Below are 18,446 nucleotides of genomic sequence, written 5' to 3' on the forward strand. Positions count from 1 at the left end.
GTACGGCCGTACGGGCACGCACATACACGCACCTGCTCAGACGCGCCGACTGGAGCCGTACGCCAAGCCCTCGATCACCCGCACCGGGAGATAAGCAGGACGGAAGGGCCCTCCGACCCGATAAGCCACGTAACCGAGCGAAGCCGCCACATACGTCTCCTTGGCGGTCTCCCCCTCGTAGACGAGGCGACAGCCGTGCGCCGCGGCCCTGGCACGCTTCCAGAGGACGGGCGCCGGCTTACGCTCCGCCTCGGTACGCGGAGTGAGGATCCGGTCGCCGAAGTCCCCCCAGGCGAACGGGACGGACCCCTTCCACGCGCCGTCGACCTCCTTCTTCAGGGCAGCAGCACGCTCGGCGTCCGTCTTGCCCCACGAGGACGGCACGTTGGTGATCAGCCCCACCTTGATGTGCCGCTCCCGCAACGCACGCAGATACGCGGCTGCGCCCGGCAGGTAGCTGATGCTGGAGTCCGCGGCCGTGTGCACCAGAGTCTCGCCCAGATCGAAGTAGACGGTGGCACACCCGCGCACCGAAGCTGTCCGCACCCCAGCCGGAACGCCGTGCGACACCTCCACCGGCACGGCCGCACTCGCCGCGGTGCCCACCATGACCGACGCCATCACGGCAGCCGGCAACGCAAGACCAACACGGAAAAAGCCACGAAAAAGGGTCCTCTGCATGGTGTACGGCGCCTCTCTCTTCGACGCGCCCCACAGACGCGCCCCCGTCAGCTGCGTGACAAACAGACGCACGAAGCACCCCTAAGGCCCCTCGCACCCCCGGAAGAGTCCCTCTCCCCCGTCACCGCTGCTTCCCGCCATACCCCCGAACAGCACACACCACGCACCGCCACACCACCGAGCCGTCGGCCGTCTCCTCACGGGAGACGGCCACACTCAGGACGCCCCCGGGTCAGCCCAGGAAGCTGAGCCGCACCTGACGGCTGGGGTTGTCGCCGTTCGTGTCCACCAAGCAGACCGACTGCCACGTGCCCAGCGCCAACTCCCCGCCCACGACGGGCAGCGTGGCATGTGGCGGTACCAGGGCGGGCAGGACGTGGTCGCGGCCGTGGCCGGGGGATCCGTGTTGGTGCCGCCAGCGGTTGTCGGGCGGGAGGAGATCCTGGAGAGCGGCCAGCAGGTCGTCGTCGCTGCCGGCTCCGGTTTCGATCAAGGCCACGCCCATGGTTGCGTGGGGCGCGAACACATTGAGGAGTCCGTCCTGGCCGTGGGCGACCTCTCGCAGGAAGGACGTGCACTCACGGGTCAGGTCGTAGACCACTTCCTGTGAGCCGGTCCTGACGTCGATCTCGCGCGTCGTGAAACTAGCAGCCATGTCCCGATCCTCTCAGACGCCGCCCGCTGAGCCCGACGCGCCGGCGGGCGGGACCGCAGCCGTACCCGTACGGCTCATCCGTCTCGCGCGCAATGCCCGCGCAACAATGGTCCGGCAGGCGAGACGGTGTTTGACCGGTCTTCAGCCGCGCCGCTACGTTCGGCGACATGTCTACGTCAGCCCGGCTCACCACGCGCGGTCACATCGACCTGCTGCGGGTGGCGTCCTCCGCGTGTCGCCGCGGGCGCGGGTGCTGAGGTTGCCGGTACGGCCGGGATCGGGGTACCTGTCCGGCTGAGGGTTTCGCGTCGCTGACCTTGTGTCGAGTTCGACGTCTTTTTCTGTGCCTCTCGTGCCGGGGTTCTTTTGAGCTGGGTTCTTTCGTACTCGGTTCCTTCGTGCTCGGTTCTCTCGTGCTCGGTTCTCTCGTGCTGGGGTCGGCGTGCCCTTGGCCGCCGGGTCGAGTGTGTTTCCGGCCTGTTCTCCTCCCCAGCGCGCGGTTGTCCTCGCCCGTTGCCGGGTTCTAGGGGGCGGTACGCCGTCTTCCGACTGACTTTGGAGCTTTCATGAGTGTTGAGCAGGTGGCGGCCGCCCCTGTGCGGTCCGGTGCACCGCCGTCGGGAGCGGGGCGGGATGCGATCGGGACGTCTCGTACCGGGCCGGAGCTGGTTCCCGTCGTACCCGTGTCGGCGCGTCGCCGGAGTGTGCCGCGGTGGCTGCGGCGAGCCGTCGTGCCGGTGTTGCTGCTCGTGTTGTGGCAGGTGCTGAGTGCGAGCGGGGTACTGGAGAGTGACATCCTCGCCTCGCCGGGGACCATCGCCCGTACGGCGGGGACGCTGGTGAGCGACGGCACGCTGCCCTCGGCGATGTTCGTGTCGCTGCAACGGGTCGCCGCCGGGCTGGCGGTGGGCGCGGTCGCCGGGGTGGTGCTGGCGCTGGCGTCCGGGCTGTCCCGGGTGGGTGAGGACCTCGTCGATCCTGTGGTGCAGATGCTGCGGTCCGTTCCGTGGGTGGGTGTCATTCCGCTGTTCATCATCTGGCTGGGCATCGGTGAGGCACCGAAAGTCGCGCTGATTTCGCTCGGTGTGGCCTTTCATCTGTATCTGAATGTGTACGCCGGAATTCGCGGCGTGGACGCACAGTTGGTGGAGGCCGGCACTTCGCTGGGGCTCGGTCGCCGGGGGCTGGTCCGGCACGTCGTACTGCCTGGGGCGTTGCCCGGTGCCATGACGGGGCTGCGCTATTCGCTGGCCACCGCCTGGCTGGCGCTCGTGTTCGGCGAGCAGGTCAACGCCGACGACGGGCTGGGCTTCCTGATGAACCAGGCCCGGGAGTTCTTCCGTACCGACGTGATCGTGGTCTGCCTGGTGGTGTACGCGGTCCTCGGACTGCTCGCCGATTTCATCGTCCGCACATTGGAGAGGGTGTTGCTGCAGTGGCGACCGACGTTCACCGGGCAGTGATGGAAGAGACAGTGGAGCGGGTCGGAAGGGACGGAAGGGGAGACGGGGTCGACCGGGGTGGAAGGGGCTCTGCCGTACGGGTGCGGGGGCTCGGACGTGCCTTCGGGGGGCGGGCCGTCATCGACGGGCTGCGGCTGGATGTGGCGCCGGGCGAGTTCGTGGCGTTGCTCGGGCGCAGTGGCTGCGGCAAGTCGACGTTGTTGCGGGTGCTCGCCGGGCTGGACCGGGAGATCGAGGGGCAGGTGCTGGTGCCGCGGCGCAAGGCCGTCGCCTTCCAGGCGCCTCGGTTGATGCCGTGGAAGCGGGTGTGGCGCAATGTGTTGCTCGGGCTGCCGGGCAGTCCTGAACGCGCGACGGCTAAACGGGCCTTGGAGGAAGTCGGCCTCGGGCACCGGGCCGACGCCTGGCCCAAGACGCTGTCCGGCGGCGAGGCGCAGCGGGCGTCACTGGCCCGCGCGCTGGTACGCGAACCCGATCTGCTGCTGCTGGACGAGCCGTTCGGCGCGCTGGACGCGCTGACGCGCAGCAAGGCGCAGAAGCTGGTGGCCGAACTGTGGCAGGAGCGTGGCTGCGCGGTGCTGCTCGTCACCCATGACGTGGAGGAGGCGCTGCTGCTCGCCGACCGCGTCCTGGTGATGGACGGCGGTGTGATCGCGTACGAGAGCGAGGTCGGCCTGCCGCGCCCGCGCGAGGTCACCGACCCCCGGTTCGCCGCCCTGCGGGGCCGGTTGCTGGACCGGTTGGGGGTGGAGGGGCCGGAGGTGGCGGAGAGCTGAGCCCCTCCATGCACCCTGATCCCGCACGCACCGTACATACCGTGAACACCGCACATACCGCGCGCACCCCATACAGCGCGCACACCCCCCACCCCACACACCCCACACACATCAAGAAGCTACGAAACGGACCCCGCATGGATTCGCGTCACCGGTCGCTTCCGCCCAGTCCACGGCGCCGCTCCCCGACCGCCCTGCTGTCCCCCGCCCTGCTGTTCCCCGCCCTCCTGCTCCCTCTCCTCCTGTCGCTCGCCGCGTGCGGTGGGGCGTCCCGTGCCGACGGTTCGGGGAGCGGCGGCGGGAAGCGTGGCGGGACGGACGGCAAGGGGGCGGTGACGCTCAACGTCGGTGACCAGAAGGGCGGATCGGAGGCGGTGCTGCGGGCAGCCGGGGAGCTGAAGGGCCTCCCCTACCGGATCCAGTGGTCGACCTTCACTTCCGGGCCGCCGCTGCTGGAAGCGGTCAACGCCGGGGCCGTGGACATCGGCGGGGTCGGCAACACACCGCCCGTCTTCGCCGCGGCGGCGAACTCGAAGTTCAAGGTGGTCGCGGCGACGCACGGCTCGTCCGCGGGTGAGACGGTCCTCGTGAAGAAGGACTCGCCGATCACGCGGCCGGCGCAGTTGAAGGGGAAGTCGGTCGCGGTGGCGCAGGGCAGTTCCGCGCACTACCAGCTCGTGGCCTCGCTGCGGAAGGCCGGCCTGTCACCGAAGGACGTGACGCTGACCTATCTCCAGCCGGCCGACGCGCTGGCCGCGTTCACCCGGGGCAGGGTGGACGCCTGGGCGGTGTGGGATCCGTACACCTCGCAGGCGCTCCACCGGACGGATGCCCGGGTCCTGACCACCGGCGAGGGTGTCGTCAACGGCCTCAGCTTCCAGGTCGCCGCGCCTGCCGCCCTGGAGGACGGGAAGAAGTCGGCGGCACTCAAGGACTACGTCGGCCGGCTGCGGCGCGCGCAGGACTGGGTGCACCGGCATCCGGACGCCTTCGCACGGGGGTGGGCCGAGGAGACCGGCCTGCCACGGGACGTGGCACTGGCGGCGGTCACACGTACGCGGGGTACGGCCGTGACGGTGGCCCTGGACCGGCCGGCCGTCGCTTCCGAGCAGCGGATCGCCGACACGTTCGCGGCGCTCAAGCTGATCCCCGGCCGGTTCGACTTCTCTTCCTTCGTCGACACCCGCTTCAACGGCAACCTGCCGCCTTCGAGCACGGCGCCGCATACGTACGGCCCCGACGCGGCGCCACGTACGTACGGCCCCGAAAGCTCCCGTAGCTCCCACAGCTCCCACAGCTCCCACAGCCCCCACAGCCCCCAAGGAAAGGCCGGCTGAACACCGTGACCGTGCATCTTCACTGGTTCCTGCCGACCGGCGGCGACGGACGCACCCTCGTCGACCGGCACGCGTACACCGACGGCGGTGTACGACGCGACCGCATCACCCCGGTCAGCGGTGTGCGGGCGCCCGACATCGACTATCTGGCGCAGATCGCCAAGGCCGCCGAGCAGCTGGGCTTCGAGGCGGTCCTCACGCCGACCGGGACGTGGTGCGAGGACGCCTGGCTGACCACGACGGCGCTCACCCAGGTCACCGACCGGCTGAAGTTCCTGGTGGCCTTCCGGCCCGGGGTGATCTCGCCGGTGCTGGCGGCGCAGATGGCCGCCACGTACCAGCGGATCTCCGGCGGCCGGCTGCTGCTGAACGTGGTCACGGGCGGGGATTCCACCGAGCAGCGGCGGTTCGGTGACGCGCTGGACCATGACCGGCGCTATGCCCGTACGGACGAGTTCCTGCAGGTCGTACGGGGTGTGTGGGGCGGCGTCCCGTTCGACTTCCACGGGGAGCACTACCAGGTGGAGGGCGGGCTGACCGCCCTGCCGCCGGATCCGCTGCCGGAGATCTTCTTCGGCGGTTCGTCGGCGGCCGCCGGGCCGGTCGCCGCCCGTAACGTCGATGTGTACCTCACCTGGGGCGAGCCGCCCGAGCAGGTCAAGCAGAAGATCGACTGGATTGCGGGACTCGCCGCGCGGGAAGGCCGTACGGTCCGGTTCGGCATCCGGCTGCACACCATCTCGCGCGACTCGGCGAAGGAAGCGTGGATCACGGCGGACCGGCTGCTGGGCGATCTGGACGCGGACACCGTGGCCGCCGCGCAGCAGGCGCTGGGCAGGAGCGAGTCGGTGGGCCAGCAGCGGATGCTGGCCCTGCACGGCGGCTCCCGCGACCAGCTGGAGATCGCGCCGAATCTCTGGGCCGGGGTCGGGCTCGTACGCGGCGGGGCGGGAACGGCGCTGGTCGGCAGCCATACGGAGGTGGCCGACCGCATCGAGGAGTACCACTCCCTCGGCATCGAGCACTTCGTGCTGTCCGGCTATCCGCATCTGGAGGAGGCGTACTGGTTCGGCGAGGGCGTACGGCCCGAGCTGGCCGCGCGAGGACTGCTGCCCGTCGGGCCCGCTCCGCTGACCGGCACCCCGGCGGCCGACGGACGCCGTCCGGCCTCCGCGCCTGGCGGGGCGCCGCTGCTCGTCGCGGGGGGCCGCTGAGAGGCCCGTACGGGGCGAGGCGGGGCAGGACGAGGCGGGACGGGGCAGGACGAGGCGGGACGGGAGAACCGCCCGGGACGCGGAAGTTTTCCGCCCCCTCCCAGGTTGGTAGAAACATGAACTACAGCGGGGTGCGCGAGACCGAGGTCGTGGTGGCCGGTGCCGGGCAGGCGGGCCTGGCCGCCGCCTTCCACCTGCGACGGGTGGGGTACGAGCCGGACCGGGACTTCGTCGTGCTGGACCACGCGCCGCGGCCGGGCGGCGCGTGGCAGTTCCGCTGGCCCACCCTGACGTACGGCACGGTCCACGGCATGCACGCGCTGCCCGGTATGGAGCTGACCGGTGCCGACCCTGACCGGCCGTCCTCCGAGGTGATCGGCGCGTACTTCGACACGTACGAGCGCACCTTCGGGCTGCGGGTGCACCGGCCGGTGGACGTCCGGGCGGTGCGCGCCGGCGCGGACGAGCGGCTCCTGGTGGAGACCTCGGAGGGTACGTACGCCACCCGGGCCCTGATCAACGCGACCGGCACCTGGGACCGGCCCTTCTGGCCGCGCTTCCCGGGTCAGGAAGTGTTCCGCGGCCGACAGCTGCACAGCTCCGCCTACCGCGGGCCGCAGGACTTCGCGGGACAGCGCGTGATCGTCGTCGGTGGCGGCACCTCGGCCGTCCAGCAGCTCATGGAGATCGCCGGGACCGCTGCCGCGACCACCTGGGTGACCCGCCGCCCGCCGCTCTTCCGCGAGGGCCCGTTCGACGAACAGCAGGGACGGGCGGCCGTCGCACGGGTCGAGGAACGGGTTCGGGCGGGGCTGCCGCCGCAGAGCGTGGTGTCCGTGACGGGGCTGCCGATGACCGAGGCGATGCGGCAGGCACGCGCACGCGGGGTGCTGGAGCGGCTGCCGCTGTTCGACCGCCTCACCGAGACCGGCGCGACCTGGTCCGACGGCAGCACCGTCGAGGCGGACACCATCCTGTACGCCACCGGCTTCCGCGCCGCCATCGACCACCTGGCGCCGCTCAAACTGCGCGAACCCGGCGGCGGCATCCGCCTGGACGGCACCCGCGCCGTCCGCGACCCCCGCGTCCACCTCATCGGCTACGGCCCCTCCGCCAGCACCATCGGCGCCAACCGCGCCGGCCGCACAGCCGTACGCGAGATCCGACAGCTCCTGCGGCCGGATCTCCGGACTGCCGCCTGAACGCGCCTGCTCGTCGGCCTCCCCGTGAGCCGGGGCCAACTGGTGGTGACCAACTCCCCGCTCGAAACGTTCCTGTACGGCGCTCCGCAGACCAGCCCGGTGCCCGCCCCCAGAGCCTGCCGCTGCGCTGACTGCCCGCCGAGGCGAGGGCACATGAGGCACTCGCCTCACCGACCTCGGGCAACGGCACCCTCACCTCACCGACCTCGGACAACGGAACACTCGCCCCCTGGTCCGCCTGCGCCGGCCCGCTCTCGCCGGCCTCGAACTCCAAGAGCCCCCGCCCCGTGCACTCGGGAAGGTGACTTCCCCGCGTAACGCCCCGCGCTCCCCCGGCCTGCGGCTATCAAGGCAGCGACAGCGCACGCGTCGACGTGCCGCCCACGCCTCACGCGCCACGCCGCGAACCCCACGCCTTACACGCCCCACGCCCGGAAGGACGGACGCATGGAGACCGCGCTGATCGGGCGGGAGCACAGCGTACGGACGCTGCGGTCCCGTCTGGAGCGGGCCCGCGCCAGTCACGGCGGGCTGGTGCTGGTCACGGGCGAGGCCGGGATCGGTAAGACGTCCCTGGTACGCAGCGCGGTCGACGAGGCGCGGGAACTCGGCGACATGCTGGTGGTGCACGGCACCTGCTGGGACGCCGACGGCACGCCCGGTTTCTGGCCGTGGACGCAGGCCGTACGGAGCCTGCGGCGCGGCGCGACCGCCGGGGAGTGGACGGAGGCGGCGACGGCCGCCGGAGGGGCGTTGTCCGTTCTGCTGGGCGAGGGCGCGGGCGCCGGGGAGGCGGTGCGCTTCGAGCTGTTCGACGCGGTGACCACGCTGCTGACCGTCATGTCACGCCATCGCCCGGTGACCGTGGTGCTGGAGGACCTGCACCGGGCGGACGCGGCGTCGCTGAGTCTGCTGGAGTTCACGGCGCAGCACGCCTGGTTCGAGCGGCTGCTGGTGATCGGCACGTACCGGGACGTGGAGGTGCAGCGGCCCGGCCACCCCCTGCGGCCGTTGCTGCCGCGACTGGCGGCGAAGGCCACTGCCGTCGCGCTGACGGGCCTGGCACCGCCGCAGGTCGGGGAGCTGATGGCCCGTACGGTCGGCACCCGGCCGGACGCGGCCACGGCCGCCGATGTGTGCGAACGCACCGGCGGCAATCCTTACTTCGTGGAGGAGACGGCCCGCCTGTGGTCCGCCGGGCAGTCCGTGACCGCCGTCGCTCCCGGAGTCCGCGCGGTGGTGCACCGGCGGCTGTCGCTGCTCGGCGAGCCCGCCGTACGGCTGCTCGGCGCCGCCGCCGTGCTGGGCCACCGCTTCACACGCGGGACACTGGCCCGTACGGCCGGAACACCGGAAACGCCCGCCGCCGAACTGCTCGCGGAGGCGGCCGCGGCCGGCTTGCTGCGGCCCGCACCGGACGCGGCCGAGTTGCCGGTGCCGCCGACGGCCGCGGCCGGGCTCCCGGTGCCGTCGGCGGCCGACGCGTACGTCTTCACCCACGACCTCGTACGGGAGTCCCTGTACGACGGGCTGACCGAGGACCGGCGCCGCCACCTGCACGCCGCAGCCGTACGTGCCCTGCGCGACACGACCGCCACCGGGGACCGGGCGCGGCCGACCGACCTCGCTCGGCACGCCTACTTCGCCGGGGCCGACCTCGATGCCGGCGAGGCGGTGGAGATTCTGGTGGCCGCGGCCCGGCACGCGGTGGGCAGACTGGCCGGCGAAGAGGCCGTAGGGCACTACCGGCACGCGCTGGAGCGTCTCGGGACCGGCGATCCGTACCGCCAGGTGCTGCTCGCCCTCGATCTCGGCGCCGAACTCCAGCTCCTCGGCGAACACGAACGCTCCTGGCTGGTGTACGAGGACGCCGCCACGCTGGCGTCCGGTACGGGCGACGCCGCGCTCATGGGCCGCGTGGCGCTCACGCTGCACAGCGCGGACGGCCGGGGCGACGGGACCGGGCTCAGGTCCCGGGCGCTGCGTGAGGCACACCGCGTGCTGGTGCCGGGACCTCGCCCCGTGGACGACGAGCCCGGCGCTCCCGAGACGGGCCCGGTGGAGGAGGTGGCCCGGCGGGTCGTGGCGACCGCCCGCGCCGCCGGTGACGACGACGCCCTGCACCTGGGGCTGTGGGCCCGGCTGCACGCGGTCTGGGAGCCGCGGACGGCGGCGCAGCGGGTCGGCGTGGCCGGCGAGTTGATGGAGGTGTCACGCCGCCGGGCCGATGTGTGGATGGAGCACCTGGCGGCGTCCATGCGCTGGGTCGCCCTGCTCGAACTGGACGACCCGGGTTTCCTGCGGCAGTTCTACGCCATGGTGGCCGGCGCGGACGCGTGCGGGCTGCCGCGTACCAGCATGATCTCGGTCATCGACCGCAGCGTCGTACACGCCTTCATGGGCCGCTTCGCCGAGGCCGAGGCCCTGCTCGCCCGGACGCTGGCCCTCAGCGGGCCGCACGACAATTACTACCAGTACTTCACCGGCCACCACCGCTGGGCGCTGTCCCTCCTCCAGGGCGACTTCCCGGCAGCGGAGCAGGCCCACCGCGCGATGCCTGGGCGGGACCACCTCTACACCCAGGTGCTGGCGAGCATCACCGCGTCGGAGCGGGGCGACGGGACGGACGCCGCCTCGTGCGGGCCCGTGCCGTGGCCCGGCCAGGAGCCACCGGACGACAGTGTCCTGGCGCGCGCCATCTTCCCGCTGCGGGTGCGGCTCCAGGCGCAGAGCGCGGCGGCGTCCGGGGATCCGGCGCGCTGCGCACAGGCGCACGCCGCCTTGGAGCCGTACCGGGGGCAGTGGCTGGTCTCCCTGTTCGGCTGGGACATCAGCGGCCCGGCGGCGCTGTGGTCGGGCCGGCTGCACGCCGCCGAGGAGCACTGGGAAGCAGCGGTACGGGACCTCACCGCCGCACAGCAGTCGGCCGACCGCCTTCACGGGCGCCCCTGGTCGGTACGCGCTCGTACGGAACTGGCTCGCGTCCTCCTCACCCGCGCGGGCCATGACGACAAGGAGCGGGCCACCGCACTCCTGCGCGACGCCGAAACCGAAGCGCGCGAACTGGGCATGGCGCACATCGCCGACCGGGCCCGCGCCCTCCGCCCCTCCCCTGCCCTCCGCACACACACCCCGCTGCCCGACCGGGAGTTCGCCCGCAACGGCACCGTATGGCGTCTCCGTTACGCAGGCCGCACCATCCACGTACCCGACGCCAAAGGCCTGACAGACCTGCACACGCTGTTGAGCCGCCCCGGCCAGGACGTCCCGGCCATGCGCCTGCTCTACCCGGACAGTGCACCACTGGCCACGGCGGCCGCCGCCCTCGGGAGTGACCCGGTCCTGGACGACGAAGCGAAGACCCGTTACAGGCAACGCCTGGAAATGCTCGACGAGGAGATCGACAGAGCAGCCGCACGCGGCGACGACCACGCAGCTACGGCGTACGACCGCGAACGGAAAGCCCTCCTGACCGAACTTCGCAACGCTGCCGGCCTCACCGGGCGCCCCCGCCGCCTGGGCGACGAGACCGACCGCGCCCGCAAGAACGTGACGGCCCGCATCCGCGACACGCTCCGCCGCCTGGCAGCACACCACCCCGAACTCGCGGCCCACCTGCAAGCGACCGTGTCAACCGGCGCAACGTGCCGCTACGCACCGGACCACGAGGTCCGATGGCGCCTGTGAAACCGTCGTACGGCCGCCCCGCACCCCCGTGTGCGCGGGCCGGCCGTACGCGGCAGTGTGGCCGGCGCCTAGGCCGACGCTGATGCGGGCCTCCGGACGGCCCCGGCGTCGGGCGGGCCGCCGGCAAGGCTTCCTTCCATGTCGACCCGGGTGTCGTTCCAGGCGTACCCCTGCTCCGGGCCGCGCTGCCAGGCGCGGCTGATGCCCAGGGCGCGGGTGCCCGCGTAGGCGGCGAGAACCAGGTCGCGGAAGCCTGCGACACCGGGTTTGGCGGTGGGGTCGCAGTCGCGCTGCGGTTCGTACGGCGTGTACGGGTCGATGCGGGGGCCGAAGTCGGGTGCGGTCGGTGCCATGAGGACTCCCCGGGCCTGGCCGCCTCCCCGTGAGGCGGCTCTGCCCTGGAGGCGCGTGATCGGAACTGGCGGATGCCGGATTTCATCACGCAGGGGTGACACGGCGGTGGCTACTGGCCCACCCTCCCGTCGATGCGCTCGCGCAGCAGGTCGGCGTGTCCGCAGTGGCGGGCGTACTCCTCGATTCTGTGCACCATCAGCTCCCGGACCGAGATACGGTCCTTTCCCAGACGTTCACCCAGGTCCGGGTGCTCGGCCAGCGCGGCGTCGGTCGCGGCCTGTTCGCGCTCCAGGGCGGTGTACGCGGCGTCGACCTCGGCCTGCTCACCGACGGCGCCGTCGAAGTCCGCGTCACTCTCGCCGTACAGCTTCGGCAGCGGGTCGGCGCCGCTGATCCAGTTGAGCCAGTCCCGTTCCGCTTCGGCGAGGTGCCGAATGAGGCCGAGCAGTGACATCGTCGACGGTGGGACCGAGCGGCGGGCCAGTTGCTCCGCGTCCAGGCCCTCGCATTTCATTCGCAGGGTGATGCGGTAGTTCGTCAAGAAATCTTGCAGCGTCGCGAGTTCGCCGTCCGGGCTGGGGCCTTCGTCGCGTGGGTCCTCGTCCGGGTCGACCCACATGTCGGGGTAAGTGGTTGCCCGGCTCCATCGTGCGGGTCTGTCACTCATGCGCTTCATGTTCGCCCGGGAGAGGCCGGGAGCGCCAGTGTCCCGCGCGTCATACCCGGTCGAGGCGAAGACTCATGAACAGGGCCGTCTCTCCCTCGGACGCGGTGCCGCTGTAAAGGGACGTGATACGCGCATGCCGTCCAGGGCGACGAACCGGGTGCTCCGCCGGCCGTCGGGCGTCTCGTCGTCTTCGGCTCCGCCATCGCCTTCGCTTCCGCTGGCGCTTTCGTTTTCGTTTCCGCTTGCGCTTTCGATACCGCTTGCGCTTTCGTTACCGTTTGCGCTTTCGTTACCGTTTGCGCTTTCGTTTTCATTCTCGGGGTCGTCGGGGAAGAGCTTGTGCGCCGGCGGGTCCAGTGGGGTGGGGCGGAGGGTGAATCCCGCGTCGGAGCAGCCCACTTCGTAAACGGTGTGTGAAGTGAACTCGCCTCTGATGACGGCGGACCGGTCGCTTTCGCTCTGCGCCTCGCGGTAGGTGATGGCCGCGGCCGTATCGCGCGTATCGCGTATAGGCGGCGTGGGATGGCGGAGGTGGCAGTGGCCTGTTTGCCCAGCCCTGGTGGCTACCGTTAGGTGGGCGTTAGGTGTGCATTAGGTAACCATCAGGTAGGCAGGGGAAGGGCGTTGCTGGCCTTTTCGACGCGTTGTCGAGGTATCGGCGGGGGGACGGTGCCGAGATACGCCCCCACGTCGGTGTCATGCCGAGCTGCGCGTGGGCGTGCGTTCGGTCGAACACGTCGGAGCGGTCAGTAATGAGCCGCCGGCTCGGGCGGGTCTTTGCCCCGGCGTCAGCCTCGGGCTCGCGTAGTCGAAAGCTGCCGGGCACTGATCGGCCTGGCTGCCGGCCGCAAGACCGTACGAGGCTCTCGTACCGAAGACACCGAAGAAACCGAAGGCACCGGAACCGCCGCACGTGATTGGGCACGTCCGAGTACGCAACTGCCCGCCCGGACGACGCGACCACCCCAGGAGCCTGCTGCGCGCCGGAGAGCCGTCAGGCGCGCAGGGCCTCGATCCCGTCGTAGGCGGCCATCACGACATCGAGTCCGCGGTTGTCGTCCCCGGGCTCGCGCATCTGGTTCGTCACGTACGCCACCACCGCGCGGGCGTCAGGATCGATCATGACCATCGAGCCGCCCCAGCCGCCCCAGCCGTAGGTGCTGCCGAACAGGCCGTAGCCCAGGCCGTAGCACATCGGCATGCCCAGGATGCGGTCCTCGCCGCGGAACTGCTCCTCCCGCGCACGGTCGCAGCCTGCCTGCGACAGCAGCCGCGCGCCACGCACCGTCCCCCCGCACGCCATCACCGACTGCACGAGAGCGACCGAGCGGGCGTTGCCGAACCCGCTCGCCGCGGGGATCTGTGCGCGGCGCCAGGCGACGCTGTTGCCGTCCCGGACCCGTATCCCGGTCCCCGCGGTGGGGGTTGCGGTCTTGCCGGGCGCGCTCGCGAGGTAGTCCTCGTCCCGCGACGGCGGCGGGACCGAGAGCGCGACACGGTGGTCGTGCTCGGCGGACAGCCCGATGTGGAAGTCCGCGCCCAGCGGCCCGGCCACCTCTTCGGCGAAGAACTCACCCACGCTGCGGCCCGTGATCCGGCGTACCACCTCGCCTACGAGGAACCCCTGGGTCAGCGAGTGGTATCCGGCCGCGGTGCCCGGCTCCCACTGCGGAGCCAGCGCGGCGAGGCGCGCCGTGGCGGACGGCCAGTCGTAAAGCTCCTCGACCGGCCCCTCCCAGTCGGGCAGGCCCGCGGTGTGCGCGAGGAGGTGCCGCACCAGTACTCCGTCCTTGCCCGCCGCGGCGAACTCCGGCCAGTACCGAGCCACCGGCGCGTCCGGGTCCAGTTGACCGCGGTCAGCCAGGATGAGGGCACACAGCGCCGTCATCGTCTTGGTGACGGACCACACGCCGGTGATCGTGTCACGCTGCCACGGAATCGTACGGTCCGCGTCGGCGTACCCGCCCCAGACGTCCACCACCGGCTCGCCGTCCACGAAGACCGCCGCCGACGCGCCCACATCTCCGGCATCCAGCAACGCGGCCAGCGCGCCGGGCACCGCAGTGAACAGATCATCATAAGAGCCCTGAATTTCGGCCATATCCGGACCCTAGTCCGCATCGCACCATCCCGGTCAACCGGTTTTCCGGTGCGCCGCCGCGCCGGGTGCACGGGCTGTCCGCCGGTCAGTCACCACTCCGTTTCCTGATAACGCATCAGCCGCACCATGCACCCCGTGCTCTCGTCCGCGTCCGCGTCCGCGACCGCGCCCCCGACCGCGCCCCCGACCGCTCCCCCGACCGCGATCTATCGGCGTCCTCCGTCGCACGGCCTCCGCTTCCCGGTCTGCTACGCGTACGCTCGACTCGAACCGTCGAACCGTCGAACCGGTCGGCTCGGCTCGTCGGCTCGTGGGCTCGTGGGGCGGTGAGGCGTCAAGGACCGTCGCTCTGCGGGGAGGACGGCAGTCGCAGCAGCGTGCTGATGACGGCCTTGCGTGCCTCTGGCCGGGCGGCCAGCCAGGTGCCGAGATGGTGGTCGGCGCCTGTGAGCCGGAGCTGGGAGAAGTCCGCGCGGGTGGTCAGTGCGGCGCGGATCAGGTCGGTGACACCGTCGGGGATGACCGTGTCCCGTTCCGGTACGACGAGGAGTGCGCGGCCGTCGAACCGCGCGTACGTGTCCAGGGCCTGGCTGTCGCGCCAGCTCTCCGGGCGCCGGATCAGTTCGGTGAAGCCGGCGCCGAACGGGACGTCCCAGGCGTCCTTCCCGTAGATCCCCGGTGCGCAGAGGACCACACCCGTCACCCGCCCGCCGTACAGGTCCACCAGGTCGGCGACGGTCTGGCCGCTCATACTGAACCCGACCAGCAACAAGGGGCGCCCGGCGCCGAAGACCTCGTCGATGACGGCCGCGGCCTGGTCGCGCCGTCGTCTGAGGCTGAGTTCGAGCAGCTTTCCCGTGCTTTCGCCGTGGCCGGAGAAGTCCAGTGCCACGACGGGGCAGCCGTATGCGGCGAAGTCCACGGCCAGCGGCAGGTTCCGCTCTTTGTCGCCGGCACCTGCACCGTGCATGATGACCACGCCGCAGGCTCCGGCGCGCTCACTCTCCGGGGTCACGGTGCAGAGGCTGAGGTGTTCACCGTCGGCGGCATGAACGGTTCTGCGTACGGTGGCACTCACGGGGGCTCCCGGTGGGGTGTTTCGGGGTTCGGGGTTCGGGGTTCGGGGATCGTGGTCCGGCGGATCAAGGTCACTGGGAGGCACCGGTGCCGAGTGACGGCAGGTAGCGCGGTGCCCGCCAGGCGTTCAGTCGCTGTTCCACCGCCGCTCCCAGGGCCAGCAGCTTCGCGTCCTGGTGGTTTCCGGCTGTCAGGAGTACCCCTACGGGTAGCTCGTGGACGGTTCCGGCGGGGACGGACAGCGACGGGTAGCCTGCCACGGCCGCGGGGGTGGAGGACGGGATGACGTCGTTGTCGCCCCGTGCGCAGTCGGTCGTCCAGGCGGGCGGGTTCGTGGGGGCGGCGATGGCGTCCAAGTGGTGTGCGGTCAGGGTCTCGTCGATCGAGCGCCGGGAGAGGTCTTTCAGCTCGGCGCGCATGGCCCGGTACTTCGGGTCGGTGGTCGGCGGGGCGGCGAGGGCCTGCTCGAACAGTTCCTGGCCGGCGAAGCAGGTCTGTTCGGCCGGGTGGGTGCGGTTGAATTCGATCAGCTCGGCGAGGTTCCGCGGACCCTTACGGGTGGCGAGGTAGGCGTCGATGTCCCGGTGGAACTCGCTGAGCAGCGCCGGGAACTCCAGTTCGGCGAGCCGCTGCTGGTACGGGGGTGTCACCTCGACGACCTCCGCTCCGGCCTTGCGCAGCTTCGCGGCCGTACGGGACATCACGGCGTCCACCTCGGAACCGAGCGAGGGCAGCCGCCACAGGCCGATCCGCTTGCCGCGCAGCGTGCCAGGGTGCTGCTGCGCCACGTCCGCGAGGGCGCGGGCCGTGTCCTGCCGGCGCCCGGCGCCCCCGCCGCTGAGTACGGCGAGCGTGAGCGCGGCGTCGGTGACGTTGCGCGCCATGGGCCCGGCGGTGTCCTGTTCGGCGGAGATCGGTACGACGCCGGCCCCGCTGACCAGCCCGAGGCTGGGCTTGTGGCCGACCACCCCGTTCATCCCGGCCGGGCACACGATCGAACCGTCCGTCTCGGTACCGATCGCCACCTGCGACAGCGACGCGGCGAGCGCGGCGGCCGAACCGGCCGACGATCCGCACGGGTTACGGTCCAGGACGTACGGGTTGTGGGTCTGCCCGCCGACCGCCGACCAGCCGGACGTCGGCTTCGTCGAGCGGAAGTTCGCCCACTCCGACAGGTTCGTCTTGCCGAGGATGACCGCACCCGCCTTGCGCAGCCGCGTCACGAGAGGAGCGTCGGTGGCCGGCGGGCTGCCGGCCAGCGCCAGCGAGCCGGCCGTGGTGGGCAGGTCGCGGGTGTCCACGTTGTCCTTGAGCAGGACGGGTATGCCGTCCAGCGGCCCCAGGGTGTCGCCGCGCCGGTGTCTGGCATCGCTGGCGGCAGCCTGGCGCAGGGCCGTGGGGTCGGTGCGCAGGACCGAGTTGATCTTCGGGTCGACGGTCCTGATCCGCTGCAGGTAGGCGCGGGTCAACGCCGACGAGGTCAACGAGCCGTCGGCCATGTGGGTTTGCAGCTCAGGGATCGTCACGGTGTCGAGGTCGATGCCCGGCAGGAGGGAGGAGCCGGCGGCCGGGGACGGACTGTCCGCCGCTGCCTCGGCGGCTTCCGCCCGTGAGTGGGGTACGCCCGTGGCCAGCGAACCGGTGGCCAGGACGGCGATCAGTGTGGCAATGCTCCGCTTCACCATGAGGGACAGCGGACTACACAGGGCACTTCCGGCGCAAGGGCCGGGCTTTGCGTCCGCGCGGAAGCGCAGGGGCGCTGGAGTCAGGGGCGCCGGGGTACAGGGGCGCAAGAATCGGGTTCAGCGATGTTGTGGGGAAAACCGCAGTGAATGAGGACGGTTGTGCCTCTAGCGTCTGACGTGTGAGACACACACTGAAGCTTGCGAAGAGATCATCCGCCGAGCTCCGCCGGCCGGGCCGGTGCACGGCGGCACTGGCTACGGCATCGGTCGTACTCGCCCTCGCGGCCCCTGCTGCGGGAGCGACGGGCGTGGCGGGACCGGCGGACACTGCCCGGCGGCCGGCTGGATCCGCTGCCTGCGAGGCGGCGCGCGACACGCTCACCGCTTCCCTGGACACACTCGTCACCCGGCACGGAGTACCGGGCATCGCCGCCGAGATGACCGACCCGGGCTGCGGCCGGTGGGACGCCGCCCGCGGGGTGGCCGACCGCGAGACCGGGCGTCCGATGCGTGCCGAGGACCGGTATCGGATCGGGAGCGTGACCAAGACGTTCACCGCCACGGTCGTCGTACAACTCGCCGCGCAAGGCCGCATCGGGCTGGACGCGCCGGTCGAGCGCTACCTCCCCGGTCTGGTCCGGAGCAACGGCTACGACGGCCGTAAGATCACCGTACGGCAGTTGCTCCAGCACACCAGCGGCCTCCCCGATCACACCGCGTCCCTCGTCCGGTTGCCCTTGGACCAGTGGCGGTTCCGTCACTTCGAGCCTCGCGAACTGATCGCCACCGCGCTGAAGATGCCGCGCCCCGAGAAGGCGTGGCACTACTCGACCACCAATTATGTCCTCGCGGGACTCATCGTCGAGAAGGTCACCGGACACGGTGTCGAGGCGGAGGTCACCCGGCGGATCCTCAAGCCTCTCGGCCTGCGCGACACCTACTGGCCCGGTGACAGTACGCGCATACGCGGAGCGCACTCGCACAGTTACTTCCAGGCCACCGACGAGCCGGACGCGCCGCTGACCGGCGGCACCGCGTGGAACATGACCTTCGGCGGTGCGGGTGGCGCGCTGATATCCACGCCCGCTGACGTGAACCACTTCTTCCGTGCCCTGTTCGGCGGGGAGTTGGTGTCCGCGCGCTGGCTCGCCGAGATGCAGCGTACGGTGCCCGCCGACCCGAATCGGCTGTGGCCCGGTGCCCGGTACGGACTCGGCCTGATAGCCACACCGCTGGAGTGCGGCGGCTGGTGGTGGGGGCACAGCGGAACGGTGCCTGGCGGACACCGCGCGTTGGGCGCTGTCGGCCCCGGCGGCCGCACCATCGCCCTCGCCCTGACCGCGGTCCCCAGCACCGCCCAGGCCGAAGCCGATTACCGCGCCACGGCCGAGACCACCTTCTGCGCCCCCGCCCGGAAGCACTGACCGAGGGGGCGGAGGGGGCGGGGGGCGGCGGGGGCCGATAGGAGCGGAAGGGAGCGGAGGGGGGCGGGGCGGGGCCGGGGGGGGGCGGGCCCGGGGGCCAGAAGTGAACGGGCGGGACGGAGG

General features: G+C 71.5%; 14 protein-coding genes. 7 read left to right on the plus strand and 7 right to left on the minus strand.

The window, feature by feature from the left end; genetic code table 11:
- Window positions 1-36: 36 nt before the first annotated feature.
- Entirely contained in the window at window positions 37-753 is a 717-nt protein-coding gene (locus AB0L45_RS17110; protein ID WP_365840566.1) for a hypothetical protein, read from the minus strand.
- A 160-nt stretch (window positions 754-913) separates the two neighbouring features.
- Window positions 914-1,336, minus strand: a complete 423-nt coding sequence (locus AB0L45_RS17115) for a YjbQ family protein (protein ID WP_365840568.1) — start codon at window positions 1,334-1,336, stop codon at window positions 914-916.
- 566 nt (window positions 1,337-1,902) lie between these two features.
- Between AB0L45_RS17115 and AB0L45_RS17120 the strand changes: the two genes are divergently transcribed.
- From AB0L45_RS17120 to AB0L45_RS17145, 6 genes are all read left to right on the plus strand, one after another.
- On the plus strand, window positions 1,903-2,799 hold the full coding sequence (locus AB0L45_RS17120) for an ABC transporter permease (protein ID WP_365840570.1): 897 nt from the start codon (window positions 1,903-1,905) through the stop codon (window positions 2,797-2,799).
- On the plus strand, window positions 2,772-3,575 hold the full coding sequence (locus AB0L45_RS17125; protein WP_365840572.1) for an ABC transporter ATP-binding protein: 804 nt from the start codon (window positions 2,772-2,774) through the stop codon (window positions 3,573-3,575). The genes AB0L45_RS17120 and AB0L45_RS17125 overlap by 28 nt, the downstream gene beginning before the upstream one ends.
- 137 nt (window positions 3,576-3,712) lie before the next feature.
- On the plus strand, window positions 3,713-4,912 hold the full coding sequence (locus tag AB0L45_RS17130; protein ID WP_365840574.1) for an ABC transporter substrate-binding protein: 1,200 nt from the start codon (window positions 3,713-3,715) through the stop codon (window positions 4,910-4,912).
- Between the two features lie 5 nt (window positions 4,913-4,917).
- Complete coding sequence (locus AB0L45_RS17135) at window positions 4,918-6,126, plus strand: LLM class flavin-dependent oxidoreductase (protein ID WP_365840576.1); 1,209 nt, start codon at window positions 4,918-4,920, stop codon at window positions 6,124-6,126.
- A 116-nt stretch (window positions 6,127-6,242) separates the two neighbouring features.
- Complete coding sequence (locus tag AB0L45_RS17140; RefSeq protein WP_365840578.1) at window positions 6,243-7,328, plus strand: NAD(P)-binding domain-containing protein; 1,086 nt, start codon at window positions 6,243-6,245, stop codon at window positions 7,326-7,328.
- A gap of 447 nt (window positions 7,329-7,775) precedes the next feature.
- A complete protein-coding gene (locus AB0L45_RS17145) occupies window positions 7,776-11,015 on the plus strand; it encodes an AAA family ATPase (protein WP_365840580.1) in 3,240 nt (1,079 codons plus the stop codon).
- Window positions 11,016-11,083: 68 nt separating this feature from the next.
- Here the strand turns inward: AB0L45_RS17145 and AB0L45_RS17150 are convergent, their stop codons facing one another.
- The 5 genes from AB0L45_RS17150 to AB0L45_RS17170 all read right to left on the minus strand — a co-directional run bounded on the left by AB0L45_RS17150 (window position 11,084) and on the right by AB0L45_RS17170 (window position 16,899).
- Window positions 11,084-11,368, minus strand: coding sequence for a hypothetical protein (locus AB0L45_RS17150; RefSeq protein ID WP_365840582.1), 285 nt, complete (start codon window positions 11,366-11,368; stop codon window positions 11,084-11,086).
- A gap of 110 nt (window positions 11,369-11,478) precedes the next feature.
- A complete protein-coding gene (locus AB0L45_RS17155) occupies window positions 11,479-12,045 on the minus strand; it encodes a DinB family protein (RefSeq protein ID WP_365840584.1) in 567 nt (188 codons plus the stop codon).
- Between the two features lie 985 nt (window positions 12,046-13,030).
- Window positions 13,031-14,137, minus strand: a complete 1,107-nt coding sequence (locus AB0L45_RS17160; RefSeq protein WP_365840586.1) for a serine hydrolase domain-containing protein — start codon at window positions 14,135-14,137, stop codon at window positions 13,031-13,033.
- 334 nt (window positions 14,138-14,471) lie between these two features.
- Window positions 14,472-15,152, minus strand: a complete 681-nt coding sequence (locus tag AB0L45_RS17165) for an alpha/beta fold hydrolase (RefSeq protein ID WP_365840588.1) — start codon at window positions 15,150-15,152, stop codon at window positions 14,472-14,474.
- Window positions 15,153-15,285: 133 nt separating this feature from the next.
- Entirely contained in the window at window positions 15,286-16,899 is a 1,614-nt protein-coding gene (locus AB0L45_RS17170; protein ID WP_365840590.1) for an amidase, read from the minus strand.
- Between the two features lie 308 nt (window positions 16,900-17,207).
- On the opposite strand from AB0L45_RS17170, the gene AB0L45_RS17175 reads away from it, so the two are divergent.
- Window positions 17,208-18,323 (plus strand): serine hydrolase domain-containing protein, encoded by a 1,116-nt coding sequence (locus AB0L45_RS17175; protein ID WP_365840591.1) that lies wholly within the window; start codon window positions 17,208-17,210, stop codon window positions 18,321-18,323.
- Window positions 18,324-18,446 lie beyond the last annotated feature (123 nt).

It is taken from the genome of Streptomyces sp. NPDC052496 (genome assembly GCF_040679095.1).
Lineage (GTDB): Bacteria > Actinomycetota > Actinomycetes > Streptomycetales > Streptomycetaceae > Streptomyces.